The sequence below is a fragment of the Knoellia sp. 3-2P3 genome, assembly GCF_029223115.1.
Lineage (GTDB): Bacteria > Actinomycetota > Actinomycetes > Actinomycetales > Dermatophilaceae > Pedococcus_A.
Map to the genome: position 1 here is coordinate 628,337 of NZ_JARGZE010000002.1, position 23,595 is coordinate 651,931.

24 protein-coding genes are annotated in these 23,595 nt (G+C 72.8%); 12 read left to right on the plus strand and 12 right to left on the minus strand.

The annotated features are described in order from the left end of the window. Nucleotides 1-31: 31 nt before the first annotated feature. Complete coding sequence (locus P0Y31_RS08435; RefSeq protein ID WP_275803426.1) at nt 32-931, minus strand: lysophospholipid acyltransferase family protein; 900 nt, start codon at nt 929-931, stop codon at nt 32-34. Between the two features lie 136 nt (nt 932-1,067). Here P0Y31_RS08435 and P0Y31_RS08440 point away from each other — a divergent pair, with 136 nt between their 5' ends. Together P0Y31_RS08440 and P0Y31_RS08445 are read left to right on the plus strand one after the other, a co-directional pair. Next, nucleotides 1,068-1,805 carry an alpha/beta fold hydrolase gene (locus P0Y31_RS08440; RefSeq protein ID WP_275868928.1) on the plus strand — a complete coding sequence of 246 codons (738 nt, stop codon included), beginning with the start codon at nt 1,068-1,070 and terminating at the stop codon, nt 1,803-1,805. Nucleotides 1,806-1,834: 29 nt separating this feature from the next. Continuing rightward, nucleotides 1,835-2,488, plus strand: coding sequence for a hypothetical protein (locus tag P0Y31_RS08445; protein WP_275868285.1), 654 nt, complete (start codon nt 1,835-1,837; stop codon nt 2,486-2,488). Nucleotides 2,489-2,493: 5 nt separating this feature from the next. Here the strand turns inward: P0Y31_RS08445 and P0Y31_RS08450 are convergent, their stop codons facing one another. Genes P0Y31_RS08450 through P0Y31_RS08480 form a run of 7 tightly spaced genes read right to left on the minus strand, consistent with a single transcriptional unit; the run spans nt 2,494 to nt 7,945 of the window. Then, nucleotides 2,494-3,285 (minus strand): endonuclease/exonuclease/phosphatase family protein, encoded by a 792-nt coding sequence (locus P0Y31_RS08450; RefSeq protein WP_275868287.1) that lies wholly within the window; start codon nt 3,283-3,285, stop codon nt 2,494-2,496. A 7-nt stretch (nt 3,286-3,292) separates the two neighbouring features. Further along, nucleotides 3,293-4,312 carry an ROK family glucokinase gene (locus tag P0Y31_RS08455; protein WP_275868289.1) on the minus strand — a complete coding sequence of 340 codons (1,020 nt, stop codon included), beginning with the start codon at nt 4,310-4,312 and terminating at the stop codon, nt 3,293-3,295. Further along, nucleotides 4,309-5,268 carry an ROK family glucokinase gene (locus tag P0Y31_RS08460; RefSeq protein ID WP_275803433.1) on the minus strand — a complete coding sequence of 320 codons (960 nt, stop codon included), beginning with the start codon at nt 5,266-5,268 and terminating at the stop codon, nt 4,309-4,311. The genes P0Y31_RS08455 and P0Y31_RS08460 overlap by 4 nt, the downstream gene beginning before the upstream one ends. Continuing rightward, nucleotides 5,265-5,846, minus strand: coding sequence for a hypothetical protein (locus tag P0Y31_RS08465; protein WP_275868291.1), 582 nt, complete (start codon nt 5,844-5,846; stop codon nt 5,265-5,267). Before P0Y31_RS08465 ends, P0Y31_RS08460 begins: the two co-directional genes overlap by 4 nt. Further along, nucleotides 5,839-7,092 carry an ArsA family ATPase gene (locus tag P0Y31_RS08470; protein ID WP_275868293.1) on the minus strand — a complete coding sequence of 418 codons (1,254 nt, stop codon included), beginning with the start codon at nt 7,090-7,092 and terminating at the stop codon, nt 5,839-5,841. The genes P0Y31_RS08465 and P0Y31_RS08470 overlap by 8 nt, the downstream gene beginning before the upstream one ends. 39 nt (nt 7,093-7,131) lie before the next feature. After that, nucleotides 7,132-7,578, minus strand: a complete 447-nt coding sequence (locus P0Y31_RS08475; RefSeq protein WP_275803439.1) for an SRPBCC family protein — start codon at nt 7,576-7,578, stop codon at nt 7,132-7,134. A 10-nt stretch (nt 7,579-7,588) separates the two neighbouring features. Then, nucleotides 7,589-7,945, minus strand: a complete 357-nt coding sequence (locus tag P0Y31_RS08480; protein WP_275868294.1) for a hypothetical protein — start codon at nt 7,943-7,945, stop codon at nt 7,589-7,591. A 133-nt stretch (nt 7,946-8,078) separates the two neighbouring features. Here P0Y31_RS08480 and P0Y31_RS08485 point away from each other — a divergent pair, with 133 nt between their 5' ends. Further along, a complete protein-coding gene (locus P0Y31_RS08485; RefSeq protein ID WP_275868296.1) occupies nt 8,079-9,866 on the plus strand; it encodes an AMP-dependent synthetase/ligase in 1,788 nt (595 codons plus the stop codon). 48 nt (nt 9,867-9,914) lie between these two features. Next, entirely contained in the window at nt 9,915-11,276 is a 1,362-nt protein-coding gene (locus P0Y31_RS08490) for a hypothetical protein (protein ID WP_275868298.1), read from the plus strand. Here the strand turns inward: P0Y31_RS08490 and P0Y31_RS08495 are convergent. Together P0Y31_RS08495 and P0Y31_RS08500 are read right to left on the minus strand one after the other, a co-directional pair. Beyond that, nucleotides 11,230-12,630 (minus strand): hypothetical protein, encoded by a 1,401-nt coding sequence (locus P0Y31_RS08495; protein WP_275868300.1) that lies wholly within the window; start codon nt 12,628-12,630, stop codon nt 11,230-11,232. The genes P0Y31_RS08490 and P0Y31_RS08495 overlap by 47 nt on opposite strands. Before the next feature lie 43 nt (nt 12,631-12,673). Continuing rightward, on the minus strand, nt 12,674-12,901 hold the full coding sequence (locus tag P0Y31_RS08500) for a hypothetical protein (protein ID WP_275803450.1): 228 nt from the start codon (nt 12,899-12,901) through the stop codon (nt 12,674-12,676). Nucleotides 12,902-13,082: 181 nt separating this feature from the next. Here P0Y31_RS08500 and P0Y31_RS08505 point away from each other — a divergent pair, with 181 nt between their 5' ends. From P0Y31_RS08505 to P0Y31_RS08520, 4 genes are all read left to right on the plus strand, one after another. Beyond that, nucleotides 13,083-14,801, plus strand: coding sequence for a DEDD exonuclease domain-containing protein (locus tag P0Y31_RS08505; protein WP_275868302.1), 1,719 nt, complete (start codon nt 13,083-13,085; stop codon nt 14,799-14,801). Nucleotides 14,802-14,823: 22 nt separating this feature from the next. Then, nucleotides 14,824-15,108, plus strand: a complete 285-nt coding sequence (locus tag P0Y31_RS08510; RefSeq protein WP_275803454.1) for an Lrp/AsnC ligand binding domain-containing protein — start codon at nt 14,824-14,826, stop codon at nt 15,106-15,108. Nucleotides 15,109-15,346: 238 nt separating this feature from the next. Then, complete coding sequence (locus P0Y31_RS08515; RefSeq protein ID WP_275868304.1) at nt 15,347-17,218, plus strand: hypothetical protein; 1,872 nt, start codon at nt 15,347-15,349, stop codon at nt 17,216-17,218. A 15-nt stretch (nt 17,219-17,233) separates the two neighbouring features. Next, the gene (locus P0Y31_RS08520; RefSeq protein WP_275868306.1) at nt 17,234-17,362 is read left to right on the plus strand and encodes a hypothetical protein; all 129 of its coding nucleotides are present in this window, start codon (nt 17,234-17,236) and stop codon (nt 17,360-17,362) included. 13 nt (nt 17,363-17,375) lie between these two features. Here P0Y31_RS08520 and trpD read toward each other — a convergent pair whose 3' ends face one another. Beyond that, nucleotides 17,376-18,443, minus strand: a complete 1,068-nt coding sequence (gene trpD, locus P0Y31_RS08525; RefSeq protein ID WP_275868308.1) for an anthranilate phosphoribosyltransferase — start codon at nt 18,441-18,443, stop codon at nt 17,376-17,378. Between the two features lie 5 nt (nt 18,444-18,448). Beyond that, on the minus strand, nt 18,449-18,901 hold the full coding sequence (locus P0Y31_RS08530; RefSeq protein ID WP_275868310.1) for a hypothetical protein: 453 nt from the start codon (nt 18,899-18,901) through the stop codon (nt 18,449-18,451). Nucleotides 18,902-19,183: 282 nt separating this feature from the next. On the opposite strand from P0Y31_RS08530, the gene P0Y31_RS08535 reads away from it, so the two are divergent. The 4 genes from P0Y31_RS08535 (at nt 19,184) to P0Y31_RS08550 (ending at nt 23,531) form a co-directional block, all read left to right on the plus strand. Continuing rightward, the gene (locus P0Y31_RS08535) at nt 19,184-19,765 is read left to right on the plus strand and encodes a heme-copper oxidase subunit III (protein WP_275868930.1); all 582 of its coding nucleotides are present in this window, start codon (nt 19,184-19,186) and stop codon (nt 19,763-19,765) included. A 64-nt stretch (nt 19,766-19,829) separates the two neighbouring features. Beyond that, complete coding sequence (locus P0Y31_RS08540; protein WP_275868312.1) at nt 19,830-20,612, plus strand: cytochrome c; 783 nt, start codon at nt 19,830-19,832, stop codon at nt 20,610-20,612. A 46-nt stretch (nt 20,613-20,658) separates the two neighbouring features. Beyond that, on the plus strand, nt 20,659-21,750 hold the full coding sequence (locus tag P0Y31_RS08545; RefSeq protein WP_275868314.1) for a Rieske 2Fe-2S domain-containing protein: 1,092 nt from the start codon (nt 20,659-20,661) through the stop codon (nt 21,748-21,750). Continuing rightward, nucleotides 21,747-23,531, plus strand: coding sequence for a ubiquinol-cytochrome c reductase cytochrome b subunit (locus P0Y31_RS08550; protein WP_275868316.1), 1,785 nt, complete (start codon nt 21,747-21,749; stop codon nt 23,529-23,531). Before P0Y31_RS08545 ends, P0Y31_RS08550 begins: the two co-directional genes overlap by 4 nt. Nucleotides 23,532-23,595: the final 64 nt, after the last annotated feature.

Below are 23,595 nucleotides of genomic sequence, written 5' to 3' on the forward strand. Positions count from 1 at the left end.
CGGCGGGTCCCCCTGGGCGGTCACCGGCGGGTCAGCTGGCCGCGCGCTGGCCCGGCGGCACGTCGCGGTCGTCCGACGTCTCGTCGCGCCCGCCGTCCGGGGTGGTCTCGTCGATGTCGGCCGCGGCGTCGTCGATCTCCGGCTCGTGCCGGTGGTGCCTGCCCTCGGCGGCGTCGAGCGCCTCCTCGAGCTCCTTGGCGGCGGTGCCGGGGCGGGCCGCCTCCTGCAGCTCGCGGGCCTTGGTCTTGGCGGCGGCGAGGATGCGGTCCTTCATCGAGGTGGCGTACATGTCGACGTACTCCTGCCCCGAGAGCAGCATCAGCTCGTACATGATCTCGTCGGTGATCGAGCGCAGAACGAAGCGGTCGTCCTCCATGCCCTCGTAGCGCGAGAAGTCCAGGGGCTTTCCGATGCGCACGCCGATCCGCATGATCTTCGGCACGACCTTGCCCGTCGGCTGCGCCTTGTCGGTGCCGATCATGGCCACCGGCAGCACCGGGCAGCCGGCTTCGAGGGCCATGCGGGCCACGCCCGTGCGTCCGCGGTAGAGCCGGCCGTCGGGTGAGCGCGTGCCCTCGGGGTAGATGCCGAGCACCTCGCCACGGCGCAGCACCTTCAGGCCGGAGCGCAGGGCTGCCTCACCGGCACGCCCGCCGCTGCGGTCGATGGGCAGCTGGCCGACGCCCTTGAAGAAGGCGGCCGTCATCCGACCCTTGATGCCGCGACCGGTGAAGTAGTCGGACTTCGCGAGGAAGGTGACGCGACGCTGCACCACGAGCGGCAGGAAGATCGAGTCCGAGAACGAGAGGTGGTTGCTCGCCAGGATCGCCGGGCCGTCCTCGGGGACGTTCTCCTCCCCCTCGACCCACGGCCGGAACAGCAGCTTCAGGATCGGGCCGAGGACAACCGTCTTCAGAACCCAGTAGAACAACGTGGCACCTCCCGCCTGTGACGCGCTGAACTCTACGACACTATCGACGCCACCATGCCTCCATGCGAGGATGCGCGCGACCCCACCGAGCGTCCCCTTCGGGCGCCAGTCCCGACAGGAGTGCCTCGTGCCCGTCATGCCCGGCGCAGAGCCCTACGCCCACGACGGCTCCGACACCGGCGTCCTGCTCGTCCACGGCTTCAGCAGCACCCCGCAGAGCATGCGGCCGTGGGGCGAGCACCTGGCCGCCAAGGGCTACACCGTGCGGGTGCCGCGGCTGCCCGGCCACGGCACCACCTGGCAGGAGATGAACCGCACCCGGTGGGAGGACTGGTATGCCGTGGCCGACCGTGAGTTCCGTGAGCTGCGCGAGCGCTGTGCCCACGTGTTCGTCGGCGGCCTGTCTATGGGAGGTGGCCTCGCCCTGGCGCTCGCGCAGGAGCACGGCCCGCGGGTGAGCGGCCTGGTGCTGGTCAACCCCGCCGTGATGTTCAAGGACTGGCGGGTGCGGCTCGTGCCCCTGCTGAAGAACGTCGTCGGCGGGCTGGAGTCGATCGCCAACGACATCAAGAAGGAGGGAGTGACCGAGCTGGCCTACGACCACACGCCGCTGAAGGCCGGGCACTCCCAGCTGGTCGCGTGGAAAAACGTCACCCGCGACCTGCCCGAGGTCACGCAGCCGGTGCTGCTGCTCCGCTCTCCGGAGGACCACGTCATCCCGCCGGAGTCCTCGGCGATGATCCTGTCGCGCATCTCCAGCGACGACGTCACTGAGATCCTGCTGCACGACAGCTACCACGTGGCTACCCTCGACAATGACGCGCCGCGCATTTTCGACGAGTCGGTGGCCTTCATCGAGCGCCTGAGCTCCTAGCCGACCTCGACCGGCCAGGACGGAGAACCATGAGCGACAGGGACGTGGACGCCCAGTTCGCGGACATCATCGCGCACTGGGACGACGTCGCGCCGCTGCCCGAGCGCGGCCCCGACGCCCCACAGACGAACGACTCGCCGGCCGCGACCGGCCTCGACGCCCTCGAGGGGGCAGACGACGACGCCCCCCGGTCGGCCCTCGAGGACCGTGCGAGCGGGGCCCCCGGCTCAGGGATCGACACCGACGGCACCAGCAGCACCGAGGACACCGGCCCCGGCGCACCGCACCGGCGGTTCAGCGCGGTCAACCCCTCGCCCCTGAACCCGGCGGTGAACCCGTCCCCCACGCTGGGCGGCATCCCCGTGTGGCGGGGGGCGACCTCCGACGCCGGGCCCGCTGACACCGCCGCGGACCGCGCCCGTGGCGCGGACGACGACGAGCACTTCGAGCCGGGGCCGACCGCGCCGCTCCCCCCACAGGAGGACCTCCACTTCTGGGGCATCGTGGTGGGTCTCGTGGCGGGGCCGCTGATCCTGCTCTGGCTCGTGATCTTCCGCCCGGACGTCAGCGACTGGTGGGTGCTGGGCGCGCTGACCCTCACGGTCGGCGGGTTCGTGCTCCTGGTGCTGCGCCAGCCGCACAGCCGGGACGAGGACGACCCCGACAACGGCGCCCGCGTCTAGCCCGCTCAGCCGCGGCTCTGCTCGGCCTGCTGTTCGGCCTGCTGTTCGGCCTGCTGTTCGGCCTCCTCGACCGCCTCCCCGGCCACGGCCACGCCGGTCTCGGTTCGCGCCGTGGGGCGCGGCTGGGGGTCGAGGTCGAGGTCGACCCACACGGGCCGGTGGTCGGTGGCGGCCACCAGGTCTGCCTCGTCGAGCTCCACCGGGGTGTGCGGCAGCACGGCCAGCTCGGGTGAGGCGAACACGACGTCGAGCAGCCGCCGTGGGCTGCGGGCGGGGTATGTGGGCGTCGTCGGCGAGACCAGCCGCAGCGGCGCGGCCAGCAGCTGCCACGCCCTGCCGGTGTCGCCCTCGTTGAGGTCGCCGGCCAGGACGACCGGGCCGCCGGCCGACAGCGTCCGCAGGATCTGGCCGGCGTGCCGTTCGCGCTCGGCGGCGTCGAGGCTCAGGTGCACGCTGGCGACCACGATCGGCTGGTGACCGGGCGGCGCGACGCGGATCACGGCATACCCGCGGGTGCGCTGCAGGCGCGCCACCCGCAGACGGTGGTGGCGGGACTCGGCCACCTGGACGCGCAGCGAGGTGAAGATCGTGGTGCCGCCGCTCCCCCGGTGCCGACCGGACCAGTACAGGCCGCAGCGGGACGCGAAGGCCGCGACGCGGAAGGAGGAGAACAGCCGCCGTGGCACCTCCTGGAGGCACAGCACATCGGGGTCGACCGCCTGGATGACGCGCGCGGCCGCGGCCGGGTCGTCCTTGAAGTCGCGCAGGTTGTACGACGCCACCCGGATGCTGGTCATGACCGGCTCAGCCCTGCGGGACCGGGTCCGGGGCCACCCGGGGGTCGGCGCCGGCGCCGACCCGGGCGAGGTCCGCGGCCCCGATGAGCCCGGCCTCGTTGCCCAGCCTGGCAGCCACGATCTCGGCCTCCGGCCGGTAGCCGCGGCCGGTGAGGTGCTTGCGGAACGTCTCGCGCGCCGGGCCGAGGAGCAGGTCACCGGCCGCACTGACGCCCCCGCCGATGACGAAGATGCCCGGGTCGAAGGCGGCCGCGAGGTTGGCGATGCCGACGCCGAGCCACTGCCCGATCTCGGCCAGGAGCTCGACGGCGGTCTGGTCGCCGGCCTGGGCCGCCTCGGTGATGAGGGGGCCGGTGAGGTTTGCGGGGTCGCCCCCGACCCGGTCGAGCAGGTCGCTCGCGATGGGGCTGTTGGCCGTCATCAGCGAGCGCGCCTCGCGCACGAGGGCGTTGCCCGAGGCGTACTGCTCCCAGCAGCCGCGGTTGCCGCACTCGCACCGCTGCCCGCCCGGCACCACCTGCATGTGGCCGAACTCGCCCGCAATGCCGAACCGGCCGCGCACCACCTGGCCGTTCATGAGCAGCGCCCCGCCGATCCCGGTGCCGAGCGTCACCATCATCACGTGCGTGTGCCCCTGGGCGGCACCGAAGCGCCACTCTGCCCACGCCGCCGCGTTGGCGTCGTTGTCGACGAAGATCGGCACCGGCACCCGGCGCTGCAGCGCGTCGCGCAGCGGCTCGTGGCGCCAGGACAGGTGCGGGGCGAAGACGACCGTCGCGCGGTCGGCGGCCACGAAGCCCGCCGCCCCGATGCCCACGGCGACCACGGAGCCCGCACCGACGACGCCCAGCAGCTCGTCGACCACCTCGACGATGGTGTTCTCCACCACCCCCGGCTTCTTCGAGCGGTGCGGGGTGTCCCGCCGCGCGCGCTGGAGCACCACGCCCCGTGGGTCGACGACACCGCCGGCGACCTTCGTGCCGCCGATGTCGATGCCGATGCTCAGCGCATCTGGCGGGCCGCTCACTCCAGCACCCCCTCGGCCGCGATCGCCGCTGCCCCGATCAGGCCGGCGTCGTTGCCCAGGGAGGCGGGCACGATGCCGGCCACCGGCCGGTGGCCCCGCCCGGTGAGCTGGCGTCCGTAGGCCGCCCTGACCGGGTCGAGCAGCAGGTCCCCCGCCTCGGCGACGCCGCCGCCGATCACGATGAGCTCGGGGTCGAGGATCGCCGCCACCGAGGCCGCACCCTCCCCGATCCAGGTGCCGAGGTCGGCGAGCAGCTCGACCGCGGCGGGGTCACCGCCCTGCGCCACCTCCGTCACGTCGCGACCCCGCAGCGCAGCCGGGTCCCCTCCGCAGGCGTCGGCGAGAGCAGCCCCGTGCGGCGTCCCGGACGCGACCAGCTCGCGCGCCTCGCGCAGCAGGGCGTTGCCCGACCCGTACTGCTCCCAGCAGCCGCGGTTGCCGCAGCCGCAGCGGATGCCGCCCGGGACGACCCGCATGTGTCCGAGCTCCCCGCCGATGCCGTACGCGCCGCGCAGCAGCTTGGAGTCGCTGACGATGCCTCCACCGACACCGGTGCCGATCGTGATGAGCACCATGTCGTCGGCCTCGCGGGCGGCGCCGAAGCGGAACTCCCCCCACGCCGCCGCGTTGGCGTCGTTCTCGATCGTGACCGGGTAGCGCACCAGCGCCTCGAGCCGCTGCTTCAGCGGCTCGTCACGCCAGGCCAGGTTGGGGGCGAAGAGCACGTGCGAGCCGGTGCGGTTGACGAAGCCGGCGCACGCCACGCCCACACCGACGACCTCCTGGTCGGTGTCCGCGGACAACGCGGCCACCAGCGCGGCGGCGTCGTGGGCGATGCGGTCCGGGTCGTGGGCCGGGGTGTCACACCGCGCCTCGGCGAGGATCCGCCCCTCCAGCGAGACCAGTCCCGCCGCGATCTTGGTGCCGCCGATGTCGAGTCCGATGGTGGCCGTCACGGTGCTGTGCTCTCCTGCGTGCGTCGGGGGCGGTCGGTGGTGGGTGCGGTGCCCGGCTCATCCTCGTCGTCGACGGCGATGTCCTGCACGCGCTGTCCACGAGGTGGTGCCGGTGGTGGGGGTGGAGGTGGCTGGCCGAACCGGTCGGCGGCGATGTCGCGCAGCGCGCCGGAGAGGGCGGCAGCCAGGTCGGCGAGCCGCTCGACCGTCTCGGGACGCACGGAGCGCAGCAGCGAAATGCCCTGGCAGACCGGGCACAGCTGGCAGGTGAGCGCCTCGCCGGCACGGCTGGAGACGCCGCAGTGCTCGCACCGGGTGGTGTGCCGGGCGCCCGCTGCATGTCCGTGGGCACGCTGGTCACGCTGGTCACGGTCGGCGCCCGGAGCGGCCGTGGCCTCGTCGTCGTGGTCGCCGTCGTCGTGGTCGCCGGCACCGTGGTCGGCGGCCGGGGCCTCCCCGGCCGGGACGCCCAGCCCCTCGGCCCACCCGCCGAGCGCCTCGAGCAGCCGGGCGGTCTCCTCGGCCACGGAGCCGACGGGCTCGCGCCCTTGCCGCTGCCCTGTGCCCTGGTCAGCCACGTGGCCACACCTCCTCGTTGGGGACGAACCGCACTTGCAGCAGGCCCTCGCGGACCGAGGCGCTCTGGACGTCGCATCGTTGCAGGGCGGCCGGCAGTGTCAAGACCCGGCGGTGGTCGCCGACCGCCACGAGCAGCTCGTGGTCGCGCCGCTGGAGGCCGACGTCGGAGGCGGAGACCAGCGGCAGGGGCAGCGACAGGGTGAACCCCTGCCGGGTCCGGGTGACGGTCAGGCCGCGGTGGGCGACCGGTTCGAGGAGCGCGGCCGTGCCGGAGCCGTCCGGGTCCTGGGCGACGGCGAGCTCGTCGAGCGCGTCGGGCCCGATGGGCTCGCGCGCGAGGTAGGGCGAGACCACGACGGGCAGTCCGGCGAAGGACTCGCGGACCTCCACCAGGCCCTCCTGCTGGGCCTCGTTCCAGGCGCTGCGCCACGGGTCCGGCGGCGCGTCGGCCCCGACCTCCTGCGCCGCATCGGGGAAGACCCGGTTGACCACCACCGCGTCGACGACGAAGCCGTAGAGGCTGAGCGAGGTCCAGGTGCGCCGCGACTCGGCGATGACCACGCGCTCCGGGGTGAGCACGAGACGCACCGAGGTGCCGTCGCCCGTGAGCAGCCGCTGCAGCTCGCGCAGGTGCCGGTGCCAACCACTGACGATGTCGACGACCTCGGGTGCCGGCAGCGGCATACCGACCGCTGCGGCGGCTGCGGGCCGCAGCGACCGGATGAGCCCCCGCTGGCCCGGCAGCAGCCGGTCGAGGTGCCAGGCGAGCGCCTCGGGAAGGGCGAGCAGCCTCAGGGTCTCCGCCGTGGGGGCGCAGTCCACGACGACGAGGTCCCACGCGCCCGACTCCACCTGGGTGCGCAGCTCCAGCAGCGCGGCGATCTCCTCAGCCCCGGGCAGTGAGGTCAGCTCCTCGGCGACCACCGCGTCGATGCCGAGCGTCGCCAGCACGGAGAGCAGGTAGTCCTGCACGACCCGCCACGAGCTGTCGAACGCGTGCTGCGGGCCGATCTGCAGGGCCGACAGGCCGGGCTCGACCTGCACCGGCGCGGGCCGGCCCTCCGAAGTGGCGCCCGACCCGTGGTGGCCCGAGAGGTCGACGTCGAGCGCGTCACCGAGCGAGTGCGCTGCGTCGGTCGACATGACGAGTGTCTTGATGCCGGACCGGGCCGCCCGCACGGCGGTGGCGGCGGCCGTCGTCGTCTTGCCGACCCCGCCCTTGCCGGTGAAGAGGATGACGCGCATAAGCGGACGTGGAAGCAGGTGGTCGGACCGGGTCCGGACTCAGCCCTCGACGCGCTTCTTGAGCTCCTTGAGCGCGGTGTCGATGATGACCTTCTCGGCCTTGCGCTTGAGCATGCCGAGCATCGGGACCTTGACGTCGACCGCGAGGCGGTAGGTCACCGTGGTGAGCTCCCGTGCCGTGGCCGTGAGGGTGTAGGAGCCGTTCATGGCCTTCAGGACGGTGCCCTGCACGAGCTGCCACGAGAGGACGCCGGTGCCGTTCTTCTGGATGTCCCACTCGTAGTCGAGGACGTAGGTGTCCTTGATGACCCCGGCGTCGAGGGTGAACTGCACCTGGTCGGCCCAGCCGTCACCCTCCTCGGACAGCACGACGACCTGCTTGACCTCTGCGGCCCAGCTCGGGTAGCTCTCGAAGTCGGCGATCACGTCGAGGACCTCGCCCGGTTTGGCGGCGATGTCGATGCTGGACTCTGTGCGGTCGGCCATGGCCGGAAGGCTACAGCGTGCCTTCTTCGAGCACGTCCTTGAGTGCGTGCACGGCGCGCTTCCACCGCAGCTGGTGACGCGCGGCGACGTCGGCGGGCGCTCCGCGGCCTCGCGAGCCCCGCACGTAGTGGTGCAGGATCACGCCGTCCCAGTACGGCTCGATCCAGACCTCCATCTCCCCCACGACGGCCCCGTCGACGCGCCACCGCAGCCCCTTGGGACCGCGGTCGCGCACGAGCGTGCGCCGCAGGTGCGGCCAGAGCCGGTCGAGCCGGTCGGCGTCGTCGAACCAGCCCCGGACCACCGCGGGAGCGGCCCGCAGGTAGGTCTCGTCGATGATGTCGACGCGCGAGGTGCTGTGGCTCATGTCGCTCTCGGGACGGGCTCGTGTCGGCTCAGGTTCGCGGCGGGCGGGTGTGAGAAGGACCGCCAGCCTCCCACGGGGAGGCTACCGGTCGGTACAGTGCGGGGCAGCACCAGAACGCGTCGAAGGAGACCCAGTGCAGGACCACGCCGTCCCCCCGCTCGTCGAGCCCACGACCGAGGGGAGCCTTGCCGACCTGCCGGCCCGCAACGCAACCCGTGCACCCCACCGGGTCGCCTTCGCCAAGAGGCTCGGCGACGAGTGGGTCGACGTGACGGCGGCGCAGTTCCACGACGAGGTGCGCGCGGTGGCCAAGGGCCTCGTCGCGAGCGGGCTGCGCACCGGTGACCGGGTCGGCATCATGAGCAAGACGCGCTACGAGTGGACGGTCGCCGACTTCGCGATCTGGACCGCCGGCGGGGTGTCCGTCCCCATCTACGAGACCTCCTCCGCCGAGCAGGTGCTCTGGATCCTCAAGGACTCGGGCGCCCGCGGCGTCATCGTCGAGACGCCGGCCCACGAGGCGACCGTGGCCGAGGTGCGCGACGACCTTCCCGAGCTCGAGCACGTGTGGCAGATCGACGCGGGCGGCCTCGAGTCGCTCGTCGAGCTCGGCTCCGGCACCACCGACGCCGACCTCGACGCGGCCCGCGAGGGCGTCGACCGCACCTCGGTCGCGACCATCATCTACACGTCGGGCACGACCGGGCGACCCAAGGGCTGCCAGCTGACCCACGGCAACTTCATGGCCCTGTCCGAGAACGCGGTGCGGCGCCTGGAGCAGGTGGTCCGCTCGGAGGGCGCCTCCACCCTGCTCTTCCTGCCGCTCGCCCATGTCTTCGCCCGCTTCATCCAGGTGCTCTGCGTCAGCGGTGAGGCGAAGATGGGCCACAGCGCCGACATCAAGAACCTGCTGGCCGACTTCGCGAACTTCAAGCCGACCTTCATCCTCTCGGTCCCCCGGGTGTTCGAGAAGATCTACAACTCGGCGGAGCAGAAGGCGACCGCCGAGGGCAAGGGCAAGATCTTCGCCACCGCCGCAGAGACCGCCATCGCGTGGTCGACGGCGCTCGACGCCGGCGGCGCCGGTCTCGGCCTGCGCCTGCGCCACGCGGTCTTCGACAGGCTCGTCTACGGCAAGCTGCGGGCCGCCATGGGCGGCCGGGTGCTGTATGCCGTGTCCGGCGGGGCCCCGCTCGGGACACGCCTCGGTCACTTCTTCCGCGGCATCGGCGTCACCGTGCTCGAGGGCTACGGCCTGACCGAGACCACCGCGCCGGCCACCGTCAACATCCCCGAGCGCGTGAAGATCGGCACCGTCGGCCCGCCGCTGCCGGGTGTCGGGATCCGCATCGCCGAGGACGGCGAGGTGCTCATCCAGGGCAACAACGTCTTCTCCAGCTACCACAACAACGACGAGGCCACCTCGGCCGCGGTGCGGGACGGCTGGTTCCACACCGGCGACATCGGCGAGCTCGACGACGAGGGCTACCTCAAGATCACCGGTCGCAAGAAGGAGCTGCTCGTCACCGCCGGCGGCAAGAACGTCGCGCCGGCGGTGCTCGAGGACCGCCTGCGCGCCCACCCCCTGGTCTCGCAGTGCATCGTCGTCGGCGACCAGAAGCCGTTCATCGGCGCGCTGGTCACCCTCGACCCCGAGATGTACCCCACCTGGGCGAGGAACAACGGCATCGAGGGCGTCAGCCTCGAGCAGGCTCGCACGAACGAGGTGGTGCTCGCCGAGATCCAGCGGGCCGTCGACGAGGCCAACAAGGCGGTCTCCAAGGCGGAGTCGATCCGCAAGTTCACCATCCTCGAGGGCGACTTCACCGAGGAGAACGGCTACCTGACCCCGTCGATGAAGCTCAAGCGCAACATCGTGATGAAGGACTTCCACACCGACGTCGAGGCGCTCTACTCCTGAGCCGAGCCGGTGCGCCGTCCGCGGCGGCGGACCTCTACGGTTCTGGGCATGCCTCCTCGCACCACCTCGCGCCAGGCCACCGCTTTCGCGGTGGCCTGGCTCGCGTACTTCCTGCCCCTGCAGTGGAGCGTGGTGCGCTTTCGGGTCCCCATCGTGCTCGCCCTCACGGCGTGCGCGGGCGCCCTGGCCCTGTGGCAGTGGCGCCGGGCCCCGGTGACGCTCACCCCGCCCGCGGTGACCGGCATGCTCGCCGGCAGCGCGCTGGCAACGCTGGTGGTGCCGCTGTTCTCCTACCTCGACGCCGCCGGCCTCGCGGTCGCGACGACCGCGCTGGTGGCCGGCCCGCTCGTCGCGGCGGCCCTCCTGTGGTCGGGCCGAGAGCGCGCAGCGCTGCCCGCCCTGGCGACGAGCATCGGTGCGTATGCCGTGGCGGGCACCACCGCGGTCGTCACCGACCCGGCGCCGAAGATCGACGTGTGGGTGACCCTCCAGCAGGCCAGCGACGCCCTCGCCCGCGGCGAGAGCTTCTACGAGGTGACCTGGTCCGGCTCACCCGGCATCCAGGACGCCTTCACCTACCTGCCGTTCACCACCGTGCTGCTCGCCCCGGGTCGCTGGCTCGCCGGCGACGTCCGCTGGGCCCTGCTCGTGTGGACCCTGGTCGCGGCCGCCGGCGCCTGGGCCCTGGCCACGCGCGTCCCCCGCGGCCAGGCGGCACACCTGCCCGCGCCCGGTCCCCGCTGGCGTGCCGCTGCGGTGGTCGCCCTGCTGCTCTTCGCACCGGGCACCCTCACCCAGGTCGACCAGGCCTGGACCGAGCCGCTGCTGCTCGCCGGCCTCGTGTGGTGGGCAGTGCTCGTCGACCGCGGCGGCAGGGCGGCCTGGTGGGCGGTGCTGCCGCTGGCCCTCGCGTGTGCGAGCAAGCAGCACCTGGCCGTGCTGCTGCCGGTGCTGCTGGTCTGGCGGCCCTTCGGGGTCCGTCGCACGCTCGCGACCGGCGCCCTCACCGGGCTGTTCATCGCGCCGTGGTTCCTCGCCGGGCCGTCCGACTTCCTGCACGACACGGTCACCCTGCTGGTGTCGTTCCCGCCCCTGAAGTTCGCCAACACCCTCTACCTGCTGGCACTGAACACCTTCGGGGTCACGCTGCCCTTCTGGGTGACCGGGCTGGTCGTCCTGGGCACGCTGGGCGGCGTCATCGTCGTGGTCCGGCGTCGGCAGCCGGCCCTGCCGGAGGTGCTGCGCTGGCTCGCCCTGGTGCTCCTGGTGGCCAACCTCGTCAACAAGCAGGCCTTCTACAACCAGTTCTGGCTGGCCGGGGCCCTCGTCGTCGTCTCGCTGGCGGTGGCCGCCCGGCCGGCGGTCACGCCCGCGCCAGCCGCCCCAGGTAGGACAGCCACTGCCGTGTGAACGCCTCCTCGGTCGTGCCGAGCACGGCCGGGAACGCCTGGCGCGTGTTCTCCTCGGGGTCGCCGGGCGCCGCGGAGGGGCTGGGCCGGGTCGCCGCCCGCAGGTAGAACCGGACGAGCGCCTGCTCCCCGTGCTGGTCGACGATGGAGCAGGCGGCCAGCCAGGCGGCGTTGTAGCTCGGCGCGATGGTCGAGGTGGCAGGGTCGAAGTCACGCTCGGTCGGCAGGGCGTTCGGGCCGCTGCCGCTGCGCACCCGGTCCAGGAGCGCTTCGGCGATGGTGGTGCGCGGCAGGTCGACCCCGCGGTAGCCGACGTAGTCGGCAAGGCCTTCCGAGAGCCAGAGCGGCACCGCGCGCGTGGTCGAGGCCCGCACCGCGACGTGCGTGGTCTCGTGCGTGACGACCACCTCCTGCCCCGTGGGGTGCAGCCGCGCGAAGGCCTGCGGGTTGAGCACGATGCGGTCGGCCCCTGCCCTGCCGTCGGCCCCGAGGGCGCCGTCGGTGACGGCGGCGACCTGGTCGACCCCGGCTGCGTCCTGACCGAGCTGCTCAGCCATCTCGTCGGCCGTCGCGGGCACGACGAGCACCACCCGCGAGCCCCAGGGCCTGGTCCAGACCTGGCCGACCCGGGAGACGGCCCGGTCACCGAGGCGCCGGTAGAGGTCCGGGTCGCGGACCTTCCCGCTCGCGACGACCAGCGTGCTGCGGCCCGCGAGCACCCGCAGGTCCGGCAGGTCCCACAGCTGGGCCTGGGTGCCGCCGTCGGAGTCGTCTGCCAGCCTCCAGCCGTCGGCCCGGCGCACGGCGGTCAGGTGGGTCTCGTAGGTCCGCAACCCGCGGTCGTAGCCCTTGAGGGCGTACCTGCCCTCGACGCGGGCGACCCATGCCTCGGGGCCGACCTGCGCCGCCCGCTCGGCGCTCAGAGCCGGGGCGGGCTCGGGTGTACCGTAGTCGAAGGTGCCGAGCGGCAGGCGGACCAGGTTGTCGAACGCCTCGAGCTGGCGGAGCCCGAAACCGGACCGGGGGCTGTCGAGGGTGGCCACGAAGCGGGCGCGGTCGCGTGCGAGGACGGCCGCGGCACGCTCGTCGAGCAGGTCCTGCAGCGCCTCGACCCGGGCGACGGCAGGGTCGGCGGTGGGGCTCTGGGGCGTCGAGTCACCGGCGGAGGCGGAGGTGGTCGCCGGGCCCGCGGAGGCGGGGCGGGGCGGACCCTCGACGCGGGGCGAGCCGGAGCAGCCTGAGACGAGGACGGCCAAGGACAGCAGGGCGACCAGGACCGTGTGCGCGGCGAGGCGCCGCCGGCCCACCCCGTCGTTCCGCCGGCCGTCGTCCCGGCCACACGACCGCATGCTCACGCGGGCCATCGTAGGCACGGGGCGCTGGCGCCGGCGGGGCTGTTCAGCCGACGGCGCGCGCCGCGTCCCACGGCTCGCGCCGCGCCCGCAGCCCCGTGGCCTCCTGGGGCGTGACGAGGCCAGAGGCGACGAACAGGGTCACCGCGGCGCGCTCAGCCGCGTCGAGCGGCAGGTCTGCGGTCGCGGGCGCCAGGAGCGCCGTCACCATGCAGTCACCGCAGTGGAGCTCACGGACCGGGCAGGACGTGCAGTCGATGATCACCGTGATCACCCCTTCCTCTTGGTTGCCCCCGACGGTAGGAGCGACCACCGACAGCGACCCCGCAGCGGACCTCCCGGCGGACCCGGCAGCGGCCCGGAGGACGCCGACGAGGGGCCGGCCGGGAACCGGCGCAGGCACCTGCAGGCGCGCCTTCGCCGGGCTGTCGGCGCCCCGGCATACCGTCTGGCGCATGCAGATGGTCCAAGGCACCTTCGACGACCTGGGCACCGCGCTGTCCGGGGTCACCTTCGTCGTCGTCGACCTCGAGACCACCGGCGGAAGCCCCGCCGAGTCGCAGATCACCGAGATCGGCGCCGTGCGGGTCCGCGGCGGCGAGGTGCTCGGTGAGTTCCAGACCCTGGTCAACCCCGGCGCGCCGATCCCGGCGTTCATCCAGGTGCTCACCGGCATCACCGACGCCATGGTCGCCACCGCGCCGCGCATCGAGTCGGCGCTCCCCGCGTTCCTCGAGTTCGCCCGGGGGTCGGTGCTCGTGGCCCACAACGCCGGCTTCGACATCTCCTTCCTCAAGGCCGCCGCCGCCCGCACGGGCAACCGCTGGCCGGGCTTCGAGGTGCTCGACACCGTCACCCTGGCGCGCCAGCTGGTCCCGCGCGACGAGACCCGCAACCACAAGCTCTCCACTCTCGCGGCGCACTTCGGCTCCCCCACGACGCCCGACCACCGGGCGCTGCACGACGCGCGGGCCACCGTCGACGTCCTGCACGCGCTCATCGGGCGGGTCGGCAACCTCGGCGTGCACACCCTGGAGGAGCTCACCAGCTACACCTCGCGCGTGGCGCCGTCCACGCGGCGCAAGCGCTACCTCGCCCAGGACCTGCCGTCGGCCCCGGGCGTCTACCTGTTCAAGGACGGGCAGGGCCGCGTGCTCTACGTCGGCACCTCCGTCAACATCCGCACGCGGGTGCGCAGCTACTTCACCGCCTCCGAGCAGCGCACCCGCATGGCCGAGATGGTGCGCCTCGCCGAGAGCGTCACGCCCATCGTCTGCGCCACCACCCTCGAGGCCGAGGTGCGCGAGCTGCGCCTCATCGCCGAGCACAAGCCGCGCTACAACCGGCGGTCCAAGGCACCCGAGCGGGGGGTGTGGGTGAAGCTGACCGTCGAGGCCTTCCCGCGCCTGAGCATGGTGCGCGAGGTGCGTCCCGACGGGGCCCGCTACATCGGCCCGTTCTCCGGCCGCGCCGCTGCCGAGGCCGCGATCGCCGCGGTGCACGAGGTCATCCCGCTGCGCCAGTGCGTGCAGCGGCTCTCCCCGTCGAAGCCGGTGAGCGCCTGCGCGCTCGCCGACATGGGCCGGTGCGGCGCCCCCTGCACGGGGGCCCAGAGCGTGCAGGAGTATGCCGTCGTGGCCGGACGGGCGATGGCCGCCCTGGCCGGCGACAGCCGCGACGTCGTCACTGCCCTGCGGGCGCGGATGGTCACCCTCGCCGAGCAGGAGCGCTTCGAGGACGCCGGCACGCTGCGCGACCGCCTCCTCGCCCTGGTGCGCGGCATGGCCCGCACCCAGCGCATTGCCCCGCTGGCCACCAGCGCCGAGATCGTCGCGGCGAGGCCGGCCGCCCTCGGCGGCTGGGAGCTCGTGTGCATCCGCCACGGCCGGCTCGCCGGCAGCAGCGTCTCCCCCCGAGGCGCCGACCCGATGCCCTACGTGCAGGCCCTGCGGGCCAGCGCCGAAGCGGTCCTGCCCGCGCCGGCACCGGCACCGGCAGGCACGGCCGAGGAGTCGGAGAAGATCCTGCGCTGGCTCGAGGCGCCCGGCGTCCGGCTCGTCGACCTCGACGGGCAGTGGACCTGCCCGGTCGGCGGCGCCGGCGCCGCCCGGGCCCAGCTCGAGCCCCAGGCCGTGTCACGCCACGAGGCGGCCGGCTTCGTCGCCGCGTCCTGACCGGCCGCACTACTGTGGCCCCGTGATCTCTGCCATCGTCCTCATCAACGCCGAAGTCGACCGCATCCCCGAGGTGGCCCAGGCCATCGCCGAGCTCGACGGCGTCAGCGAGGTCTACTCGGTCGCCGGCGACGTCGACCTGATCGCCATGGTGCGCGTGCGGGCGCACGAGGAGCTCGCCGACGTCATCGCCGACCGGCTCAACAAGGTCGACGGGGTGACCGGCACCTCGACCCACATCGCCTTCCGCACCTACTCGCGGCACGACCTCGAGGCTGCCTTCAGCCTGGGCCTCGACGACGAGTAGCCGCGCCGCGCCACCGGCCCGCGGTCCGGCGATGTGAGTACGAAGCCTCATGCCGCCGAGCCCTCCTCGGCCCGACACTGCCCCCAGAGGGCGTGGTGCCCGTGAGCCCCGGAGGTCGACGATGAGCCCCGTAGTCCCCTGTCCGTCCTGTGGGGCCGCGCTCCCACCCGGTGGGGCCGCCGAGTGCCCGAGCTGTCACCTGCCGCTGCAGGGACCGGTCGCGAGCCGCCTGTGGGAGGTGGACCAGAGCCTCGCGGCACTGGCCCGCGAGCGCGCACGGCTGTTGCAGGCGCTCCGCGAGCAGCGGTCACCCGCCGGCGCGGTGGCCGCTCGCAGCGCTTCCACCGGCCCGACGAACGCCCGACCACCCCACCTGCGTCCGCGCTGGAGCGGGCAGCAGGTGCTGCTGGGCACCGGTGTCCTGCTCGTGCTGGTGGCGTCCCTCGTCTTCCTTGCCGTCGCCTGGGACGTCATCGGCGTCGCCGGCCAGGTCCTGGCCATGGCGACCCTGACCTGCCTGACGGCATACGGTGCCCTCCGTCTGTCGCGCCAGCGCCTGCACGGCAGCGCCGAGGCACTGGGCGCCCTCACCGCCGGCCTGCTGCTGCTCGACGTCGCCGCCGCCCGGTCCCTCGGGCTCGGCGGCCTGGAGGCGCTGGACGTGCGCACCTACTCCGCGGTGACCGGCACCCTCGTCGCGGTCGCCCTCGCCGCGCTGCACACCCGGGACCGCCGGGTGAGCGCCTTCGGCATCGGGTCGCTGGTGGCGGCGACCACCGCCTGGGCGGCGGTCCTCGGCTGGGCCACCGGGCCCGTGGCGGGCTTCGCCGCGGTGGCACTGGCCGGAGCCGTCGTGTTCGCCGTCGCGGCGGCGCTCCTGCCCACTCGGCTCGGCGTGGTCAGGGCCGGAGCCGTCGTGCCCGCCGTGATGTACCTGCTCGTCTCGCTGGTGGTTGCGGTCCTCGCGGGCTTCGACGACCTCTACCGGGACGGGTTGAGCCCCGAGGACGCGGGGGCCGTGGTGGTGCTCGTCGTCATCGCGACCGGTGGCTACGCCGTCCTGCGGGAGGTCCTGCGACGGCGGTCCCGCGGGCTGGGCACCGGCCGCGCGGCGGACGCGTGGCTCGCGACGCCGCTCGCGGGGACCTGGTGGCCCCTCAGCGCCCTGGCTGCCGCCGTCGGCGTCGCTGCGCCCGCCGCCCTCACGTCTCTCGCCTGGCAGGCTGGACCCGTCACGACCGGCGTGGCCTCCGTCCTGCTGGCCACCGCTCTGGGCACCCTCGCCTGGCGGTCCGGAACCCGCTGGTCCCGGACCCGCTGGACGCTCCTGGGCCTGGGCGCGACCACTCTGGTGGGGCTGGTGGGTGCCTCGGACCACTGGGGCTCACAGGCCACGGCGAGCGTCGCTGTGGCCGCGGTGGCGGCGGTGTCCGCGGCACTCTGTGTGCTCCGTCCCGACCTCCGCGCGATCGGCAGCGCGGTGGCCGCCCTCACCGGCGCGGTGAGCGTCGGGCTGGCCGCCGAGCTGCTCGGCGCCGGGTGGCTCGTTGCGGCGCTCACTGTCTCGGCTGTGGGGCTGACGGCCCTGGCTGCCTGGCGCCGTGGGCACGCCGATGAGCTCTCCCTGGGGGTCACCGCGGTGCTGGCGGCCACGGCCGCGCAGGCGTGGGCGGCCGGCGAGGGCTGGGCGGGCACGACGTCGCTGCTGCTGGTCCTCGAGGGAGGCGTGAGCGCGAGCTATGCCGTGCTGCTGCGCCGCCGGCCCCTGGTGGTCGTGGCCGCGCTGGCCTGGACGGGTGCGGTCTGGGTGCTGGTGGCCGACTCCGACGTCACGACGCCGGAGGCCTACTCCCTGCCCGCTGCTGCCTTCGCCCTCGCGGCCGGGCTGTGGCTGCTGCACACGACACCGGGCCTGTCATCGTGGGTGTCGGTGGGTCCAGCCGCGGCGCTGGCGCTGCTGCCGTCGGCGCTGGTCTCGGTCGACGAGGAGGGCCTCGTCCGGCCGATGCTGACGCTGGTCGCCGCCGCCGCGGTGCTGGCCTCGGCGTCCGGCTGCGCTGGCAGGCCCTGGTGGTCGTCGGCGCTGCCGCTGCAGCCGTCGTGGCGGTGAGCCAGCTCGCGCCGTATGCCGTGGGGCTCCCGCGCGCTCACCCTGGGGCTGACGGGCGCAGCGCTGCTCGCTCTCGGCGCCCGTTACGAGTGGCGCCGCCGTGACGCGGTGCGGGCGGCACACTGGTTCGCCCACCTGCACTGACCTTGGCCGGCGCTCAGAGGTCGTCGCGCTGGCTCGCCTGTGCCCAGGCGTCGAGCCGGCGCAGCGCCTCCCCGGAGTCCAGCGCCTGCTCGGCGCGGTCCATCCCGCGGCGCACGCCGGAGAGGAAGTCCTGAGCGGTGGGGCCGCCGTCGGGCTCGGTGAGCGCGAGCGCGATGCCGGCGTTGAGGACGACCGCATCCCGCACCGGTGAGCGCAGGCCCTCGAAGAGCTGTCGGGCCACGCTCGCGTTGTGCGCGGCGTCGGCTCCCCGCAGGCTCTCCAGGGGGTGCAGCTCCAGGCCGAGGTCGCGTGGGTCGAGCCGGTGCTCGCGCACCTGGCCGCCCCGCACCCACCACACCCGCGAGGTCGTGCTGATGGTGAGCTCGTCGAGGCCGTCGTCACCGCGGAACACCGCCGCGTCCTTGCCGCGCCCGGCGAACACACCGGCCACCAGCGGCGCCACGCGGGCGTCGGCGACGCCCACCGCGGCATACGTGGGGCGGGCCGGGTTGGTCAATGGGCCGAGGAGGTTGAACGCGGTGGGGATGCCCAGGTCGCGCCGGGCCTCGGCAGCGTGCCGCATCGAGGGGTGGAACGTCTGGGCGAAGCAGAAGGTGATGCCGGCGAGCTCGGCCACCCGCGCCACCTGGCCGGGGGTCAAGGTGAGGTTGACCCCGAGGGCCTCCAGGACGTCAGCCGAGCCCGAGGACGACGACGCGGCCCGGTTGCCGTGCTTGACGACGCGGATCCCGCACGCCGAGATCACCACCGAGGACATCGTGGAGATGTTGACCGAGTGCGACCGGTCGCCGCCCGTGCCCACGATGTCGAGGCTGGGCTCGGCGACCTCGATGGGGCGCGCGTGCTCGAGCATCACGTCGGCCAGTCCGCGCACCTCGTCGACGCTCTCGCCCTTGGCGCGCAGGGCCACGAGGAAGCCGGCCTGCTGCACCGGTGAGGCCTCCCCGGACATGATCTGGTCCATGGCCCAGGCGGCAGCCTCCGTGCTGAGGTCCTCGCCGGCGAGCAGGGAGGTGAACAGGTCCGGCCACGTGAACGCAGCCGGCGCCGACGAAGCCATCGGCGTCAGGCCGTTGCCTGGCGGCCGCGGCGCCCCAGCTCGGCCACCGCGGAGGCCAGGGCGATCGGGTCGAGGGGGTGCGGCACCGCGAGGTCGGCCTGCGACCACGTGGCCAGCCAGCCGTCCTGCGGGCGGCCCGTCAGCACGAGGACGGGCGGGCAGTTGAAGAGCTCGTTCTTCAGCTGCCGGCACAGGCCCAGACCGCCGGTGGGGGCCGCCTCGCCGTCCAGCACCAGCACGTCGAAGTGACCGTTCTCCACGGCCTCGATGACCGCGGGGGCGGTGGCGCACTCGCGCCACTGCGTGACCTCCACGTCGCGGGCCGGACGGCGGCCGACGTTGACGCGAACGGCGTCGCGGGTGGTGATGTCGTCGCTGTAGAGCAGCACCGAGATCTGGCGGGCGGCAGAGCCGCCGGTGGCCGGGTTCGAGGCTGCGGTCGCGTGCGGAGCGGTCATGGCGTGAATCCTAGCGGGGCCGCCCGGACCGGCCGGAGACACACCCGCCGGTCGAAGGGCAGCAGGCCGTGGGCGCAGGCACGTGCCGACCCCGTCCGCGCGGTTCGGGCACACCGCGCGCGCCCGTCCCGCACACCGACGACACCCAAGGGGGGGTCGACGGTGTGCCGCGATGCGAATGTGGCAATAATGGCGCACGTGGCGACAGCATCCGCAGTGCAACCAGGTACCCCCGGCCCCGTAGGGTCCATCCCCGGACACGGTCCCGTGACCCGCCCGAACATGGTCTCGGTCGGGACGATCGTGTGGCTCGCCAGCGAGCTGATGTTCTTCGCGGGCCTGTTCGCGATGTACTTCACGATCCGCGGGGTCGAGCCGCAGCTGTGGGACGAGCGCACGAGCCAGCTCAACATCCCCTTCGCCACCATCAACACCCTGATCCTCGTGATCTCCTCGGTGTGGTGCCAGCTCGGCGTGCACGCCGCGGAGCACGGCAAGGCGCACCGGGGTGACGCGACGCTGTTCAACATCAGCGCCTGGGGCATGCGCGAGTGGTACGTGCTCACCTACATCTTCGGCGCGGTCTTCGTCTCCGGCCAGGTGCTCGAGTACGCCGAGCTCGTCCACGAGGGCGTCACCCTCGCGTCCGACGCCTACGGCTCGGTCTTCTACCTCACCACCGGCTTCCACGCCCTCCACGTGACCGGCGGCCTGCTCGCCTTCCTGCTGATCATCGGCCGCACCTTCACGACCCGGACCTACAGCCACAACCAGGCAGCCGGCGCTGTCGTGACCTCCTACTACTGGCACTTCGTCGACGTCGTGTGGATCGCGCTCTTCGCGACGATCTACCTGCTGCGGTGAGAGCCATCCGGAACAGCCCCCGTAACCGAACAACTCGACGACAGCACACGTTCAGGAGCGCACTGTGAACGCACTGGCCGCCCGCCGACGGCACCCGGCCGCCATCGCCCTCCTCATCCTGGTGGGCCTCCTGGTGACCGGCGCGGCCTATGCCGCCCTGGCGCCGAAGCCGGCCCAGGCCTCCACCGCGAGCGCCGCCCAGGTCGAGGAGGGCAAGAAGCTCTTCCAGGCCAACTGCTCGACCTGCCACGGCCTCAACGGCGAGGGCACGCAGGACGGCCCGAGCCTTGCGGGCGTCGGCGCCGCCGCGGTCGACTTCCAGGTCGGCACCGGTCGCATGCCCATGACGCGCCCCGACGTGCAGGCCCCCCGCAAGGAGGTCCAGTTCAGCGACGAGGACATCGCCGCCATGGCCGCCTACGTCGCGTCGCTGGCGCCGGGCCCGGCCGTCCCCGAGGAGGAGTACGCCTCCGGAGAGGGCGGTGACGTCGCCAAGGGTGCCGAGCTGTTCCGCGTCAACTGCGCAATGTGCCACAACTTCGCCGGCTCCGGCGGGGCCCTGACCCGGGGCAAGTACGCCCCCTCGCTGCGCGACATCGAGGGCAAGCACATCTACGAGGCGATGGCCACCGGCCCGCAGTCGATGCCCGTCTTCAACGACACCAACATCAGCCCGGAGAGCAAGCGCGACATCATCGCGTTCCTGCACACCCTCGACGAGCAGGAGAACGTCGGCGGCATGGCGCTCGGCAACCTCGGCCCTGTCTCCGAGGGGCTGTTCATCTGGGTGTTCGGCCTCGGCATCATGATCGGCTTCGCCGTCTGGCTCGGACAGAAATCGGCCTGATGCCCACCGCACTCGACCACTGCGAACCGACAGGATCGACCACAGCATGAACGAACACGGCACTGAGCACGGCGGCCAGGTGGCCCAGCCGGGATCCGAGGGCTACGGCAGCTCCGCGGTGCGGCTCGACCAAGGGCACATCGAGGGCACCGGCGGCCTGCCGGCGCGCTTCGAGAACCCGGGCATGCCCCCGCACATCCACCGCGCCGCCGACCTCGACGAGCGCGCCGCCAAGCGCGCCGAGAAGCAGGTCGCCTCGATGTTCGGCCTCTCGATGCTCGGCACCTTCGTCTTCATCGTCGCCTACTTCGCGATCCCCATGGAGAACCAGGTCTTCATCCCGGGCATCGGCAAGGCCAACCTGTCCAACGTCGTCCTCGGCGTCTCGCTTGCCCTCGGTCTGCTCGGCATCGGCATCGGCGCGGTCCACTGGGCCAAGACCCTCATGCCCGACGAGGAAGTGGTCGAGGAGCGCCACCCGCTGCGCTCCCCCGACGAGGCCCGTGGCGGCTTCGTCAAGACGATGCTGACCGGTGGCACCGACGCCCAGCTCGACCGTCGTCCCCTCATCAAGTACAGCCTCGGTGGCGCCCTCGGCCTGTTCGCCCTGCCGATGGTGCTGCAGGTGGCCGGCAGCCTCGGCCCCCTGCCGAAGGACGAGCTCTCCAAGACCATGTGGAAGAAGGGCGACCGCCTCGTGCGCGACCCCGAGCACACCCCGATCAAGGCCACCGACGTGACCATCGGCTCGGTCTTCCACGTGCTGCCGGAGTCCATCAAGGAGTCCCACCACGTCCTCGAGGACAAGGCCAAGGCCGCCGTCCTCCTCATGCGCCTCGAGCCGGGCATCATCCAGGTCGCCAAGGCACGCGACTGGGGCTACGAGGGCATCGTCGCCTACTCCAAGATCTGCACGCACGTGGGCTGCCCCGTCGGTCTCTACGAGCAGCAGACGCACCACCTGCTGTGCCCGTGTCACCAGTCCACCTTCGACGTGACGCAGGACTGCAAGGTCATCTTCGGCCCGGCCAAGCGACCGCTGCCGCAGCTGAAGATCACCGTTGACGCCGAGGGTTACCTGGTGGCCGACGCCCCCTTCCAGGAAGCAGTCGGCCCGAGCTTCTGGGAGCGTGGATGAGCACCGCAGACAACGCATCTGGCGCAGACCGACTGCGCGCCAACGACGCCCGGGCCGAGGCCCCCGTCGGTGGCGGCCTGAGGAAGGTCGGCGGCGTCGCCGGCTGGGTCGATGACCGCACCGGCGCCGCCAAGGGCGTCGGCTACCTCATGAAGAAGGTCTTCCCCGACCACTGGTCGTTCATGCTCGGGGAGGTGGCGATGTACTCGATGGTCATCTGCCTCCTCACCGGCGCCTTCCTCACCTTCTGGTTCGTCCCGAGCGCGGGGCAGGTCGTCTACGAGGGCTCCTACCTCCCGCTGCGCGGCGTGACGATGTCCGAGGCCTACCGCTCGACGCTGGACATCTCCTTCGACATCCGCGGCGGCCTGATCATCCGGCAGATCCACCACTGGGCGGCGCTGCTGTTCATCGTGGCGATCAACGTGCACATGATGCGCGTGTTCTTCACCGGCGCCTTCCGCAAGCCGCGTGAGCTCAACTGGGTCCTCGGCGCGCAGCTGTCGATGCTGGCGCTCGTCGAGGGCTTCGCCGGCTACTCCCTCCCCGACGACCTGCTGTCGGGCACCGGCCTGCGGGCCGCCGAGGGCTTCATGCGCTCCATCCCCGTGATCGGCAGCTACGTCTCGTACTTCGTCTTCGGTGGAGCCTTCCCGGGCGAGGCGATCATCCCCCGCCTCTACTCGGTGCACGTGCTGCTGCTCCCGGCGATCCTCGTCGGCCTGTTCACCGCCCACATCGTGCTGGTGGCCGTGCAGAAGCACACCCAGTTCCCCGGGCCCGGCCGCACCAACGAGAACGTCGTCGGCTTCCCGGTCATGCCGGTGTATGCCGCCAAGGCCGGCGGGTTCTTCTTCATCGTCTTCGGCGTGGTCGCCCTGATCTCGGCCCTGGTGACGATCAACCCGATCTGGGCGTACGGTCCCTACGACCCGTCGCCCGTGACCGCGGGCTCGCAGCCCGACTGGTACATGGGCTTCGCCGACGGCGCCCTGCGACTGCTGCCGGGCTGGCTCGAGTTCGAGGCGTTCGGGTTCACCTTCAGCTTCAACGTCATGATCGGCGCCATCCTGCTGATCCCGGTGATGTACGGCCTGATCACCCTCTACCCGTTCCTCGAGGAGTGGGTGACCGGCGACAAGCGGGAGCACCACCTGCTCGACCGCCCGCGCAACAACCCGACGCGCACCGGTATCGGCATGGCCGGCATCGCCGCCTACGCCGTGCTGATGTTCGCCGCGGGCAACGACCTGATGGCGATCAAGCTGGGCCTGTCCATCAACGACATCACCATCGCGCTGCGGACGCTCTTCTTCGTCCTGCCCGTGGTCGCCTTCTGGGTCACCAAGCGGATCTGCCTGAGCCTGCAGCGCCGCGACCGCGACCTGGTGCTGCACGGCCGGGAGACCGGACGCATCATCCGCACCGCGGAGGGCCGCTTCTACGAGCGGCACGAGCCGCTCGACCCCTACACCCGCTGGAAGCTGGTGCAGCACGAGCAGCACCGGCCGCTGGAGCTCGAGTCGGGTGTCGACGAGAACGGTGTGGCTGCGCCCAACGCCCGCAGCCAGCGTCTCCGGGCGAAGGTGTCGCACTTCTTCTTCAAGGACCGCGTCGAGCCCGTCACCCCGGCAGAGCTCGAGGCCGCCCACCACGACGGCCACCACGCGGAGGAGATCGAGCACCAGGAGCCCGGTGGCACCCCGCTCGTCGAGATGGCGTCGTCCACCTCCGGAGACAACCCGGACACGGCGGAGCCCGGCCGACACCGCGGCCACTGAGCCCGCAGCACGGCTGTCGCGAGAGGTGTCGCACCCCTTACCGGGGTGCGGCACCTCTCGCCTT